Here is a 14,091-nt window from a genome sequence, read left to right as displayed (position 1 = left end):
GGGCCTCAATGCCGCGCGTGGCGGATCTTCAGTCGTCCGAAGCCCATGGTGCCGGATATCCGGATCTTTGGCCCGCCGGAGCGGGGATGCGGGTGGGGCTTGTAGAGCGATTCCTTCCACCCCGCCTGGAGACGCTCGACGTTGACGCTCGCGTCGCGTGGCAGCGTGATCCTGGCTCTGCCGGTGCCGAGTTGCAGCTCGATGTCGACGACCGCGTGCTCGATGACCGCCCGGGACAGGTCCAGATGCACCCTGCCGAACGCGGACTCGACCTTCAGGGTCCGGGGTACCCGCCATACGCCGCGCCGGCGGATCCGTCCACCGGCGGCGGCGATCGTGGACGTGGTGCCCGCATTCTCCCCCGGGAGCGAGGCCAGCGCCGTCGCCAGCTCGCTGTGCGTCCTGACGGTGAGCACCTGGTGGAGACGTCCGTCCAAGTCCTCGTGCGTGATGTGCCCTTCGGCGTACGCCTCCTGTAGGCGCCGCACGGCCGTGTCGCGGTCGTCCTCGCTGATCGGCGGTGTGTGGTCTTCCGGCAGAGGGCTCACCGTTTCACTCCACTGCCGGGCTGGGCGCGGTGGGCCACGGTGATGACTTCCGGGGCGGTGCGGGTGAGCGGTCCCCGCTCCCAGTCGCCGTACCGCTCGGCCACCGTCAGGCCCGCCTCCGCGAGGAAGCCGTCCAGGGTTCCGGTGTCCAGGAAGCGCAGGACGCTGTGGTGGGTCCGGGGGGCCGGCCAGTGGGGGCCGGCGTAGGTCTCGGTGAAGTGCACCCGGTCCCGCCGGAGTCCGTCACCCTGAACCTCGTGCCACACCCGTACGGGCGCGCCGTCGGCGGTGGTGATCTCGCGGACCCGGTCCGGGGTCCACCGCTCCCAGGCGCGGGCACCGGGATTGCGGGTCTCGAACACGAACCGCCCGCCCTCCCGCAGGGCCGCGCGCACGGCCCGCAGGCAGTGCCGGATCTCCTCGTCGCTGACCAGCTCCTGGAAGGCGTGCCCGGTCATGACGACGAGGTCGAACTCCTCCCGCCACTGCCGCACCCGTACATCGCCGAGGACCCACTCGACGTCGGGCCGGGCCCGCCGCGCCTGGACGAGCATGGCGGCGGTCGGATCGAGCCCCATCAGCCGGCCCCGGTGCCCCTCGTCCCGGGCCCGCCGCAGTAACTGCCCGGTGCCGCAGCCGATGTCCAGCACGGACCCGGCCTCCCGCACCAGGGCGAGGTAGAAGTCGTCACCCGGTCCCCAGGGGTTGAGGCTGTCGTACAGCGCGGCGAGCGAGAGATCGGCAAAGACGTGATCCACCACCGCGGCAGTGTGCCACACGATGCTGAACGGTGCGTCAGTTTTCGGGACTCTTTCTGGGCGAACGCACGGAGGGCAGCACTCTTCAGGGCGGCCGGCAAGCGCAGAGCCGTAGGCGGCGCCTGAAGTGGACCGAATAATTCCGACGCTCTATAACGCTGCCAATCCCACTATTTCGGGTGACTGGCTTCTTCTCGGGCCGAGGGTGTCGCGGTTGCCATAGGGGTAGCTCCGGCAGTTTGGCAAGGGAATTGATCACGTCCTGAGGTGGGGTTCGCTGGTGACTGGAGGAATCAAGCCGTTCCAGTTTCTGTGCCTGATTTCGCTTGACTCGGGAGGTGAGGCTTCACCTAAGATCCAATCGCAACGACGGCGTCATATGCGAGTCAGGTGGATCGCCGTCATCTACCAGCTGAGCCCTCGCAGAAGCGGGGCGCTGGAAAAAGGAGCGGAAAACTATGTCGGCCATGCTTCGAGGTCTCGTGGGACGGGTTGCCGGGAAAGTTCTACCGCAGACGGCTGCGGCGGCCATGTGCCCCACCAACTGCTGGAGGGAGTGGGACGAGATTTCCCATCAGTACACCACGAAGACCTGCTGCAACATGAGCAACTGCACGACGCGCTGTTATTAGTCAAAACCTGGCTGCGGAATGATTGACCGCACCGAGGTATACATCTAGGAACTGAGCGGCCGCCAGAAGCCTGGGTTTCTGGCGGCCCTCCTCTGCGTATGAAGACATCCGCCGGCCGAGACGAACAACGCCGGGCTATGGAACTCACGAGAGGTCAGAGGTTTGGGACCGGCGGCAGCTTTCGGGCAAGTCATACTCGCAGTGATCTTCGGCTGGTCGGCGATCCTGAAATTTCGGGGATTCGATGTCTTCCGCCGGCACCTGCGCGACACTGCTCCCGTTCTTCCTGCGTTGGCAGCGTATATGGCTCCAGTGGTCATCGGTGGAGAGCTCTGCATCACTGCTTCACTCCTGATCCCTCCGTTCTACTGGATCGGACTCCTACTTGCCGAGGTCTCTCTCGCAGGATTCACGGGTTACCTCATCTACCTCATGAGGACACGGCCCACAGTGTCCTGTGGCTGCTCGGGGACAAAGGGCGATCCGGTTTCTTGGGTGCATGTTGTTCGAAACGTGACACTGATGCTCGTGGGTGGGGTCAGCGGGTGGGCCATGATGCAGGCGCATTCTCTATCACTTGCCTACTACCTTGTTCTTGTGCCTCCGGGCACTGCTATCGGTGTCATGCTGTTCAATCTCAATGCAGTCACGATGTTTTTCTTCGGCACCGGAAATATCAGAAGGGTCTGACAATGGGTACTGGTATAGCAGTACTTGCCCTGCTCGTCTCGTCAGTTGGGGTAGCGCTTTCTCTCGCCGTCGCACTGCGAGTCAAGAAACTACTTGACCCATTGGTTGAGGAGGGAGTACTCGCTCGGCGTGAGCGAGGAGTGGCTGCTGCGGGCACCCGGATACCGATGCCGGCGCCGTTGATGGATTTCGCGGATTCCCCGGTCAGTCTTCCTACGGAAGAACAGGGGCCATGGATTCTTGTCTTTCTGTCAGTTGGTTGCAGCGGTTGTAAGATGCAGATGCCTTCCTTCCTGCGGTTCGTCAGGGCATCGAAAATTCCTGCCGATAGAGTGATCTCTGTTATCAACGGTGACCGGAACGGTATCGAATTCTATTCTGACCAACTGCGCGCCGTGAGTAAGTTGGTCCCGAGTGGCGAGAATACCGCGCCTCTCGAAGCCGAACTGGCTGTCTCGTCCTTCCCGAGTTACTTCATCGTCTCGGAAGGACGCGTCCTCTTCGCAGCTCAAAGCTCCGCACGCCTCCTGGACGAGGGTCTGCATCTCCTTGAAGCACCGCTCGAGGCGGCCCACTAACGTGACCATTACCGAGTCGGGACCTGTCGGCGGCAAGACAAACAGCTTGCTGGCTGTTGTGAAGATTGTTTGGGCGGCTGCCCCCGGGAAAGCGGTCGCGCACTTGTCACTCAACATCCTTGGCGGCGTCCTCCCCGTCCTGACCGGGTGGCTTGTGAAGGTGGCCCTGGACCGCCTCAGTGACCGGATATCCATGGGGGAACTACTCGTACCGGCTGTTGCGCTGGCGGTGGTGGGCGTGGTTCAAGCGTTCTCCCAGCATGCGATCAATTACTTCAGGGCCGACCTGAGTCGGGTCACCAGTATTATCGCGCAAGGGAACCTATTCACCTCTGTCAACGGATTCGTGGGACTGGCACGACTGGAGGATCCTTCTTTCCTGGATCGGTTGAGGCTTGCCAGCATGTCCGGGCGAAGGTCCACCAACGAAGTGCTGGAGGGTTCCCTGGGCTTTGCCAGGGCAGTCATCACCTCCATCGGCTTCCTGACGTCCCTGACCGTGATCGCCCCGGTCATGGCCGCATTCCTGCTTATCTTTGCTGTTCCGGTTCTCATGGCCGAGCTCGCCCTCTCTCGGCGACGAGCCGACATGCTGTTGCGTATCAGCTCTCATGAACGACGCGAGATATTCTACGACCAACTGCTCACCAGCCCGGAGGCTGCTAAGGAAGTACGTCTGTTCGGTATCGGGAGTTTCCTCCTCAGACGGATGCAGACGGAGCGGCGACACGCCGACCGAGAACGACGAGTTGTGGATCGCCGGGAATTTCGTACGCAGTCGACCCTGGCGGCACTATCGGCATCGATATCGGGCGCTGGTTTGGTGTGGGCCCTCTATGCATCGGCTCACGGTTCGCTTTCGCTCGGCGACGTGTCAATTTTTATCGCCGCTGTGGCCGGAGTGCAAGCGGCGGCCGCTGCTCTGGCAGCGGAGGGCGCCAGAGTTCATCACGCTTTGGCCCTCTTCCAGCATTATCGGGAAATCGCGTGTATGGCGTCGGACTTGCCGCGCTCGGCAGAACCCGCGGCTGTTCTGCCGCTTCGTCGGGGTATCGAATTTCAGAATGTATGGTTCCGGTACACGGAAGACCAGCCGTGGGTGTTGAGGGGGCTGAACCTCTGTATTCCTGAGGGGGCCGCCATCGGTATCGTCGGAGTCAATGGAGCCGGCAAGTCGACTCTGGTGAAGCTGCTTTGCAGGTTCTATGATCCCGGCAAGGGCGCCATCCTCTGGGATGGCGTCGATCTTCGGCACATGTCTCCCGAGGATTTGCGGCAACGTATTGGCGCAGTTTTCCAGGACTACATGAGTTATGACCTGTCAGTCCGTGAAAACATCGGTATCGGTGACCTGTCGAGGCTCGATGATATGCCGGCCATCATGGAAGCAGCGAAGCTGGCGGACGCGCATGAAACTATCGTCCAGCTTCCACACGGGTATGACACGGCGATCACTCGCATCTTCTTCCACGGTCCGGAAGACGACTCGGACGAGTCTAGCGGTGTATGCCTGTCCGGAGGGCAGGCCCAGCGCGTGGCGCTGGCGCGGGCGCTCCTGCGTAACGACCGGGACCTGCTCATCCTGGACGAGCCGTCATCCGGGATGGACGCCGAAGCCGAGCATGAGATGCAGGCTACGCTCAGGGTCTTGAGAAAGGGCAAGACAAGCTTGTTGATTTCTCATCGACTCGGGACGCTGCGTGAGGCGGATAAGATCGTCGTGCTCGCGGACGGCGTGATCGCAGAGGACGGGACGCACAAGGAGCTGCTCGGAAGAGCTGGTCTGTACGCGCGCCTCTTCACTCTGCAATCAGCCGGATATCAGGAGTCCGATGACGCCTTGAGCGGCAGGGTGGGGCCGTGATCCTCGCGGTCTCACTCCTGATACCCGCATCAGCGGCCGTGGCGGTCGTACTGATGGTCGTCGCTCGACGGCGATTGATCGTCGTAGACGTCGAGGGACTGAGCATGCAGCCGGAATATGAGCCAGGTGATCGGGTGTTGGTGCGGCGCGGTGTCATTCCCCGCCGCGGACAAGTGGTGGTCGTGAAACGACCCGCTGTCGACCTGCCCGAGTGGGCGAAACCTCTGGCTGTTCCGGAGGAGAGACGATCGGTCACTGCGCAGGGATGGATGATCAAACGGGTCGCCGGCACTTCGGGTGATTCATGGTGGTCTCAGGAGACAGGAACCGAACATCTGATACCGGAGGGGCACCTCTACCTCTTGGGGGACAACCCGGAGCGGAGTCTCGACTCCCGTCTTATCGGGTTGATCCCGGTGGATCAGCTACTCGGCACGGTGTGGAAGCGCCTGTGAGTATGACGTGCGCATCCAGCAGCCGCCGGGTCCGCTGTCGGGAGACTGAGAGCCACGCTGGTTCAGCTGACGCGGGTCGTTCCACGAAAGCGGCCGCTCGCCTGCGCGCGGGGGAGGCCGAGGCCGCTGCGGTACAGCCCTCCTGTCAAGGAGTAGTGCGAAGCAGGGTTCCCTTGGAGCCGCTCCGGTGCAGGTATGGAAAGGCCCGCGTCTGGGGAGACGCGGGCCTTCTTCCCTGGAGCGGACGTTCATGGGCTCGGGTCAATGGGCCGGTGAAAGTCCGTTCCGCAAGGGGGCGGCTGACGGAAAGGGGTGTGTCAGGCCGCCGCCTCGGGGTCCTTGGAGAGGCGCGGGGCGGGGACGGTGTCCACCGTCTCCGGGTAGTGGCACGCCGTCAGGTGGCCCGGCTTGTTGCCCTCCACCTGCACCAGCGGCGGTGCCTCCGTGGCGCACTTCTCGGTCGCCTTCCAGCACCGGGTGCGGAAGCGGCAGCCGGAGGGCGGGTTGATCGGAGAGGGGACGTCCCCGGTCAGGCGGATGCGCTCACGCGGCTCCTCGTCCACCGTCGCCTCTGGGACGGCGGAGAGCAGGGCCCGCGTGTAGGGGTGGCGCGGGTTGTCGTACAGGTCCTCGCGGTCGGCGATCTCGACGATCTTACCCAGGTACATGACCGCGACGCGCTGCGAGAAGTGCCGCACGATCGCGAGGTCGTGGGCGATGAAGAGGAACGCGATGCCCAGTTCCCGCTGCACCTTCTGGAGCAGGTTGACGACCTGGGCCTGGATGGAGACGTCCAGGGCGGAGACCGGTTCGTCGGCGACGATCAGCTTGGGTTCGAGAGCGAGCGCGCGGGCGACGCCGATGCGCTGGCGCTGGCCGCCGGAGAACTCGTGCGGGAAGCGGTTGTAGTGCTCGGGGTTGAGTCCGACGGTCTCCAGCAGCTCGCGGACGCGGTTCTCCCGGCCGCCGGCCGGGTTGATGTCGTTGATCTCCATCGGGCCCGAGATGATCTTGCCGACCGTCTGCCGCGGGTTCAGCGAGGCGTACGGGTCCTGGAAGATCATCTGGATCTCGGAGCGGATCGGCGCCAGGCCCTTGCGGCCCGCGTGCGTGATGTCCTGGCCGCGGTAGGTGATCTTGCCGCTGGTCGGTTCCAGCAGGCGGGTGATCAGCCGGCCCGTCGTCGACTTGCCGCAGCCCGACTCGCCGACCAGGCCCAGGCTCTCGCCCTCGCCGACCTGGAAGTCCAGCCCGTCGACGGCCTGCACCGCGCCGACCGTGCGCCGGATCGGGAAACCGCCCTTGATCGGGAAGTGCTTCGTCAGCCCCGAGACGTCCAGGAGGGGGTTCGTGTTGCTCATGTTCGTGAAGTCCGCTCTCGTGTCCGTCAGTTGTGCCGGGTCGCGGCGTAGTCGGGGAAGAGTTCCCGCTTCTGCTCCGTGGTGAGGTGGCAGGCCGAACCGCGGCCGTCGACCACTTCCAGCAGCGGGCGTTCACCCGAGCACCGCTCGCCGGCGACCTTGTCGGTGAAGGTGCACCGCGGATGGAAGCGGCAGCCCGACGGCGGGTTGAGCAGCGAGGGCGGCGAACCGGGGATCGGCGTCAGCGGCACGTCCACCGGCCCGGTCAGGCTCGGCATCGAGTTGAGCAGGCCCACGGTGTAGGGGTGTTGCGGGTCGCGCAGCACCTCCTCCTTGGTGCCGCGCTCCACGCACCGGCCGCCGTACATCACCAGCACGTCGTCCGCGATGTCGGCGATGACGCCGAGGTCGTGGGTGATGAAGATGATGGCCGTGCCGAACTCCTGCTGGAGGTCCTTCAGCAGGTCCATGATCTGGGCCTGGACCGTCACGTCGAGCGCGGTGGTCGGCTCGTCGGCGACCAGCAGCTCGGGGTCGCAGACCAGCGCCATCGCGATCATCGCGCGCTGGCGCATACCGCCGGAGAACTGGTGCGGGTAGTCGTCCACCCGCATGTCCGGCTGGGGGATGCCCACCCGGCGCAGCATCTCCACCGCACGCTTGCGGGCCTCGGACTTGGAGGCACCGGTGTGCTTGCGGTACGTCTCGCTGATCTGCGTGCCGACGGTGTGGTATGGCGACAACGACGCCAGGGCGTCCTGGAAGATCATGGACATCTTGTTGCCGCGCAGCCGCTCCAGCTCCCTTTCGGAGGCGGTGAGCAGCTCCTTGCCGTCCAGCTCGATCTCACCCTCGATCGCGGTGCGCTCGCGGTCGTGGAGGCCCAGGATCGTCAGGTTCGTGACGGACTTGCCGGAGCCCGACTCGCCGACGATGCCGAGCGTCTGGCCCTTGGCGAGGTCGAAGCTGAGTCCGTCGACGGCCTTGACGATGCCGTCCTCGGTGGAGAAGTGGACCTTGAGGTCCCTGATGGAGAGGAACGGCTGCTGATCGGTGCTCGTCACGGGGACGCTCCTGGGGGGTGTTACGCGGTCGCCGGGTGGGGCGGGTGGGAAAGGACGGCCGGGGCGGAGGTCAGGCGAGCCGGATCCGCGGGTCGATGAGGGCGTAGACGGCGTCCACGATGATGTTGAAGAAGACGATGGCGCCGGCCGACAGGACGGTGACGCCGAGCAGCATGGGCAGGTCGCTCTTGTTCACCGAGTCCACCGCGAGGCGGCCGATGCCCTGGATGCTGAAGGTCGACTCGGTGATGATCGCGCCGCCGATCAGTGTGCCCAGGTCGATGCCGAAGACCGTGACGATCGGACCCATGGCACCGCGCCAGGCGAACCGGAAGAAGACATTCGCACGGGACAAGCCCTTGGCGCGGGCGGTGCGGACGTAGTCCTCGTTGAGCTGCTCGACCAGTTGGGAGCGGGTCATACGGGTGTAGTTGGCGGTGAAGATGATCGCCAGGGTCAGCCAGGGCAGCAGCAGCCCGGAGAACCACGCCCCCGGGTCCTCGGTGAGGGGCGTGTACGACGGCTGCGAGAACAGGTTCAGCTTCGAGACCAGGAAGAACATGGCGACGTAGCCGACGAAGTAGATCTGGAGCGAGGAGCCGAACAGCGAGGCCGAGCTGGCGAACTTGTCCAGGAACTTGCCCTGCTTCAGGGCGGCCACCATGCCCGCGCCGACGCCGAAGATCAGGAAGACGATGGCCGCGCCGAAGGCGAGCGAGAGAGTCGTCGGCAGCCGGTCCATGATCGTGCCGAGGACCGGTTCGCGGTTGGCGAAGGAGTAGCCGAGGCAGGGCGCGTTGCAGTTCCCGAAGCCCGCGTAGTCACGCCCGACGAAGACGCCCTTGAGCCAGTACCAGTACTGCACCGGGAGCGAGTGGTCGATGCCCAGGTTGTGCCGGATCTGCGCGAGCATGTCGGGCGTGCAGTTCTTGCCGCAGGACATCATCGCCGGGTCACGCGGGATGGCGTAGAAGAGGCCGAAGGTGATGGCACTGATGATCAGCAGGATGACCAGTGCGCCGAGGACTCGGCGGATGAGGAAGCGGGGCATGGGGGCGTGACTTTCCGGACGGGGCGCCGTCGCCGGGGGCGTGAAGGGGAGAGGGCCGGAGGGGGCGGCCGGGCGAAACGGCCGCCCCCTGGTCGTACGGCTTACTTCATTGCGTAGAGCTTGCAGAGCGCGACGCACGTGTTGCCGCTGTCGTACACGACGTTGCCGACCTTGGATCCGTACATCCAGTTGCGGATCTTGTGGTAGTCGGGGACGACCGGCGCCAGCTCCATGATCTGGCGGTCGACGTTGCCCCAGGCCTTGTTGGCCGCGGCCGTGTCCGCGATCTTGGCGGCCGCGTCGATGGCCCTGTTGATGCTCGGGTCGTCCAGCTGGGCGTAGTTGCTGCGGCCGTCGCCGATGTTCTTGCCACTCCAGCAGGGGTAGAAGACGGAGTAGCCGTTCGGCCAGTCCGGGCTCCAGCCCGCACCGAAGAGGTCGAAGTCGTTGTCGATCTTACCGATCTGGGTGTAGAAGGTCGACTTGTCGACCTGCTTGGTGACGACCTCGAAGCCGGCCGCCTCCAGGGCGTTCTTGACGGCGACGGCGACCTTCTGCTGTGTGTCCGACGACTGGAAGGCGATGACCAGCTTCTGGCCGATCTTGCCGGCCTCCTTCAGCAGGGCCTTGGCCTTGACCGGGTCGCCACCGGGCTTCTTGGTGGTGCCGTAGAGGTCGAACTTCTGGTAACCCGGGGTCACCGGGGCGAGGATGGTGGTGGCGATCTCGGTGGTCGCGGTGCCGCCGTTGATGGTCTGGATCTGCTGGTGCGGCCACGCGTAGTTGATGGCCTGACGGACCTTGACGTCCTTGATGCGGGTCATGTTGATCGGCCAGTAATAGGTGACCGTGTCGACCTCGGTGAGGACGCGCTTCTTGAGCGTGGGGTTGGTGAGGACCTGGGCGATGCGCTCGGGGGCGACCTCGTTGAAGATCGACATCGCGTACTGGTCGTTGCCCCGGTCCGAGACGTAGCGGTCGGTCGAGGCCAGCAGCTCGAAGCCGAACTGGAAGACGTACTTGTCCGGGTAGTTGTTCCGGATCGAGTCGGTCTTCGGGTCCCAGTGCTCGTTGCGCACGTAGGTCAGCGACTTGCCGATGCTACGGGCACCGATCTTGTACGGCCCGCAGGCGAACGGACGCTTGTCGTACTTCTCCTTGGTGTCGTGCTTCTTGTTCACCAGGGCGTAGCCGCGCATGGCGAGCGTGAAGTTGAAGTCCGTCCGCGCCTCGTTGAGGTGGAAGGTGATGGTCTTGCCGTCGACCTCGATGGAGGCGAGCTTCTTGCCGTCGTAGGGGCCCTTGTACTTGTCGCCGCCGACCAGCCACTGCTGGACGTAGCGGGGGCCCTCGGTGATGAACGGGGCGAAGAGGCGCTCGAAGGTGTGGCGGAGGTCCTCAGAGGAGATCTCCGAGCCGTCTTCCCACTTCAGGCCCTCCTTCAGAGTGAAGGACCAGGTCCGGCCGCCGTCCTTCATGGTGCCCGCGTCCGTGGCCGCGTCGCCGACCAACGTGGCGCCGCCCTTGTCGTCGATCTTGTAGCCGGTGAGGCCACGCAGGATCGGTACGGTGATGGCGGCCTCGGTGGAGACGTAGATCTGCGCCGGGTCCAGGTGGTCCATGTCGAACTGGTCGAGCGAGTAGATCGTCCCGCCCTTGACCGCTCCCTTGACCTCCGGCGCCGGGCCGGTCGAGTCGGCCTTGGTGCCGACCAGGATCTCCTGGGTCTTGGAACCGCTGACCGAAGGGCCCTTGCTGTTCGACTTGCTGTCACTGCCGCCGCACGCGGTCAGCACCGATGCCGAGGCCGCGGCCACGCCAGTGGCGATCACAAAGTTTCTACGGGAGAAAGACACGGATGAACCTGCCTTACAAGGACGATCGGGACGGATGAGGCCGGCCGCGCGACACTGAACGGGCCGGGTGGAACGTGGTGGCTACCGCCTGGACTTCGGGTCGAGCGCGTCGCGCACCGAGTCGCCGAGCAGGTTGAAGGCGAGAACGAAGATCACCATGGACAGGCCCGGGAAGAGCATGAAGGTGATGTCCTCGGTGTAGAACTTGGCGCCGCTCTGGATCATCACGCCCCAGTCCGGGGTCGGGTCGATGATGCCGACGCCGAGGAAGGCCAGACCGGCCTCCGCGGTCACATAGGCCGGAAGCATCAGCGTGGACTGGATGATGATCGGCGTCCACAGGTTGGGCAGCAGTTCCTTGAACACGATGCGCCGCGACGACGCACCGGTGACCTTGGCCGCCTCGATGTACTCCCGCTCACGCAGGCCGAGTACCTGACCGCGCAGCAGACGGGCGATGGAGGCCCAACCGAAGGACGAGAGCACCAGGATCAGGGAGATGGCCCGCAGGGAGGTGGGGATGTTGTCGTCGGGGGCGACGAACAGTCCGTAGACGACCGGCATGAAGGCGATGAAGAAGAGCGTGGACGGGAACGACAGCAGGATGTCGATGACCCGGCCGACGAGGTAGTCGGCCTTGCCCCCCAGGTAGCCGGCGGTGACGCCGATGACCACGCCGACGACGGTGGTCAGCAGGGTGGCGGCCACGGCGATGCCCAGCGAGGTGCGGATGCCGTACAGCAGGAAGGTGAAGACGTCCCGGCCCAGCAGCGGCTCGACGCCGAACCAGAACTCCGAGTTCATCCCGCCGTTCGGACCGGACGGGTACGAGAAGGCGTCCAGGAGCTCCGGGCGCTGGCTGGCGTAGGTGGTGTACGGGTCCTTGCCGTAGAGCTTGGCTATCAGGGGTGCGGCTATCGCTACCACGAAGAAGAAAATGACGACGCAAGCGGATACAACGCCCGTCCTGTCACGCTTGAAGCGCTTCCAGGCAAGCCGTCCCGGAGAGCGGCCCTCGCTGCCCTTCGAGGCGTCCGAAGTGGTCGACTTCGTGACGGTCTCGTCGGTCACCTCAAGCGGGGCAGCCGCGGATGGAGTTGGGGGGGGCATGGTGCTCCTGGCCCAAGCGAGGGTCTGATGACTCCGCAGGGCGCTCCCCTACGGGCTACGCCGGACTTTTTCAACGCAATTCATTCAAGGTCAATAAATTCTCGGTCGGCTTGGGTTTCTCTTTACTTTCTTTACCTCTACTTGGTCGATCCGTAGCTACGCGGGTAGCGCGCCGTAATCAATCCGTGCTTCACATCGGACTATTCGGGCTAAACGGTCAATGAGTTCGATATGCGGACGGTGGAGTGTCGAAATGCGTACATCGCCGCGTGCGAATCCAACGTTTCCGCATCGTTGCGCAGCGATCCGTTGCACTCCACACGCAAGATCCTCAAGGTGGCGGACCGGGCGTGCCTGCATTCGGATGACGTGTCCCCCAAAAGGTCCTCAACCGGACTTCGGGTGTGCAATACATGTCATATCGGCTGATATTGGTTTTTATCGGATCGGTGTTGATCGGTGTTGATCGGTGTTCATGGAGGAGGCACGCCCATGCGGGGAACCGCCCACACCCGACGGGCCGCCGGTGCGGTGGCGGCGGTGGTGGCGCTCGCCGCCGCGGGCTGCGGGGGCGGCGGCTCGGCCGGCGGCACCGGCGGTGCGGTGCTCAGCTCCTCCTGGGGAGACCCGCAGAACCCGCTGGAGCCGGCCAACACCAACGAGGTGCAGGGCGGCAAGGTGCTCGACATGATCTTCCGGGGCCTGAAGAAGTACGACCCGAGGACCGGCAGGGCCACCGACATGCTCGCCGAGTCCATCGACACCAGCGACTCGCGGAACTTCACCATCAGGGTGAAGGACGGCTGGACCTTCTCCGACGGCGAGAAGGTGACCGCCCGCTCCTTCGTCGACGCCTGGAACTACGGGGCGAGCCTGCGCAACAGCCAGAAGAACGCCTTCTTCTTCGCCTACATCGACGGGTACGACAAGGTCCACCCCGCCCACGGCAAGCAGAGCGCCGACACCCTGCCGGGCCTGAAGGTCGTGGACGAGCGCACCTTCACCGTCCGGCTCAACCAGAAGTTCTCCGCCTTCCCCGACACCTTCGGCTACCCGGCCTTCGCCCCGCTGCCCCGCGCCTTCTTCACCGACCACGCGGCCTGGCTGGCGAAGCCGGTCGGCAACGGCCCCTACGCCGTCGAGTCCTACACGAAGGGCTCGCAGATGTTCCTGCGGAAGTGGGACGGCTACCCCGGCGACGACAAGGCGCTCAACGGCGGGGTGACCCTCAAGGTGTACACGGACAACAACACCGCCTACACCGACCTGATGGCCGGCAACCTCGACCTCGTGGACGACGTGCCCGCCGCCCAGCTGAAGAACGTCGCCGGCGACCTCGGCGACCGCTACCTCAACACCCCGGCCGGCATCATCCAGACCCTGTCCTTCCCCTACTACGACAAGGCGTGGAACCGGCCGGGGACGGAGAAGGTCCGCACGGGCCTGTCCATGGCGATCGACCGCCGGCAGATCACCGAGACGATCTTCAACCGGACCCGCACCCCGGCCACCGACTGGACCTCCCCGGTGCTCGGCCCGGCCGGCGGCTACAAGGCCGGGCTGTGCGGCAGGGCCTGCGAGTACCACCCGGACGAGGCCAGGAAGCTGGTCAAGGAGGGCGGTGGCATCCCCGGCGGCCAGGTCCGGATCACCTACAACGCGGACACGGGCTCGCACAGGCAGTGGGTGGACGCCGTGTGCAACTCCATCAACAACGCCCTCGGCAACGGCAGGGCCTGCGTCGGCAACCCGGTCGGCACCTTCGCCGACTTCCGCAACCGGATCGGCCGGCACGAGATGACCGGCCCCTTCCGCGCGGGCTGGCAGATGGACTACCCGCTGATCCAGGACTTCCTGCAGCCGATGTACTACACCGACGCCCCCTCCAACGACGGCAAGTGGTCCGACGGGGACTTCGACAAGCTCGTCGACCGGGCCAACGCCGAGACGGACCAGGCCAGGTCCGTCCAGTTGTTCCAGCGGGCCGAGGAGGTCGTCCGGGACCACATGGCCGCCATCCCGCTCTGGTACCAGAACGGCAGCGCCGGCTACGCCGAGCGGCTGTCCGGTGTGGCGCTGAACCCCTTCAGCGTCCCCGTCTACAACGAGATCAAGGTCCGCTGA

General features: G+C 65.0%; 12 protein-coding genes. 5 read left to right on the top strand and 7 right to left on the bottom strand.

Annotated features, from left to right (window positions below):
- Positions 1 to 5: 5 nt before the first annotated feature.
- Together D9753_RS12545 and D9753_RS12540 are read right to left on the bottom strand one after the other, a co-directional pair.
- The gene (locus D9753_RS12545) at positions 6 to 548 is read right to left on the bottom strand and encodes a DUF1707 domain-containing protein (protein ID WP_121787101.1); all 543 of its coding nucleotides are present in this window, start codon (positions 546 to 548) and stop codon (positions 6 to 8) included.
- Positions 545 to 1,309, bottom strand: a complete 765-nt coding sequence (locus tag D9753_RS12540; protein ID WP_121787100.1) for a class I SAM-dependent methyltransferase — start codon at positions 1,307 to 1,309, stop codon at positions 545 to 547. Before D9753_RS12540 ends, D9753_RS12545 begins: the two co-directional genes overlap by 4 nt.
- A gap of 791 nt (positions 1,310 to 2,100) precedes the next feature.
- On the opposite strand from D9753_RS12540, the gene D9753_RS12535 reads away from it, so the two are divergent.
- The 4 genes from D9753_RS12535 (at position 2,101) to lepB (ending at position 5,525) form a co-directional block, all read left to right on the top strand.
- Entirely contained in the window at positions 2,101 to 2,628 is a 528-nt protein-coding gene (locus D9753_RS12535) for a MauE/DoxX family redox-associated membrane protein (RefSeq protein WP_121787099.1), read from the top strand.
- Positions 2,629 to 2,795: 167 nt separating this feature from the next.
- On the top strand, positions 2,796 to 3,206 hold the full coding sequence (locus tag D9753_RS36520) for a hypothetical protein (RefSeq protein WP_163010688.1): 411 nt from the start codon (positions 2,796 to 2,798) through the stop codon (positions 3,204 to 3,206).
- Position 3,207: 1 nt separating this feature from the next.
- Positions 3,208 to 5,070, top strand: a complete 1,863-nt coding sequence (locus D9753_RS12525) for an ABC transporter ATP-binding protein (protein ID WP_121787097.1) — start codon at positions 3,208 to 3,210, stop codon at positions 5,068 to 5,070.
- Positions 5,067 to 5,525, top strand: coding sequence for a signal peptidase I (lepB, locus tag D9753_RS12520; RefSeq protein WP_121787096.1), 459 nt, complete (start codon positions 5,067 to 5,069; stop codon positions 5,523 to 5,525). The genes D9753_RS12525 and lepB overlap by 4 nt, the downstream gene beginning before the upstream one ends.
- Before the next feature lie 317 nt (positions 5,526 to 5,842).
- Here the strand turns inward: lepB and D9753_RS12515 are convergent, their stop codons facing one another.
- The 5 genes from D9753_RS12515 to D9753_RS12495 form a co-directional block, all read right to left on the bottom strand.
- Positions 5,843 to 6,886, bottom strand: a complete 1,044-nt coding sequence (locus tag D9753_RS12515) for an ABC transporter ATP-binding protein (protein ID WP_121787095.1) — start codon at positions 6,884 to 6,886, stop codon at positions 5,843 to 5,845.
- 26 nt (positions 6,887 to 6,912) lie between these two features.
- Positions 6,913 to 7,950, bottom strand: coding sequence for an ABC transporter ATP-binding protein (locus tag D9753_RS12510; RefSeq protein WP_121787094.1), 1,038 nt, complete (start codon positions 7,948 to 7,950; stop codon positions 6,913 to 6,915).
- Between the two features lie 70 nt (positions 7,951 to 8,020).
- Positions 8,021 to 9,001, bottom strand: a complete 981-nt coding sequence (locus D9753_RS12505; protein WP_121787093.1) for an ABC transporter permease — start codon at positions 8,999 to 9,001, stop codon at positions 8,021 to 8,023.
- 101 nt (positions 9,002 to 9,102) lie between these two features.
- Complete coding sequence (locus tag D9753_RS12500; RefSeq protein ID WP_121787092.1) at positions 9,103 to 10,857, bottom strand: ABC transporter substrate-binding protein; 1,755 nt, start codon at positions 10,855 to 10,857, stop codon at positions 9,103 to 9,105.
- Positions 10,858 to 10,938: 81 nt separating this feature from the next.
- Positions 10,939 to 11,967, bottom strand: coding sequence for an ABC transporter permease (locus D9753_RS12495; protein ID WP_205614133.1), 1,029 nt, complete (start codon positions 11,965 to 11,967; stop codon positions 10,939 to 10,941).
- A 492-nt stretch (positions 11,968 to 12,459) separates the two neighbouring features.
- Between D9753_RS12495 and D9753_RS12490 the strand changes: the two genes are divergently transcribed.
- Positions 12,460 to 14,091: a peptide ABC transporter substrate-binding protein gene (locus D9753_RS12490; RefSeq protein WP_121787090.1), complete on the top strand. Its 1,632-nt coding sequence runs from the start codon at positions 12,460 to 12,462 to the stop codon at positions 14,089 to 14,091.

Origin of the sequence: Streptomyces dangxiongensis (assembly GCF_003675325.1) — a bacterium.
Classification (GTDB): domain Bacteria; phylum Actinomycetota; class Actinomycetes; order Streptomycetales; family Streptomycetaceae; genus Streptomyces; species Streptomyces dangxiongensis.
Note: the sequence above shows the minus strand (reverse complement) of the source record. Positions and strands in the feature narration are given on the sequence as shown.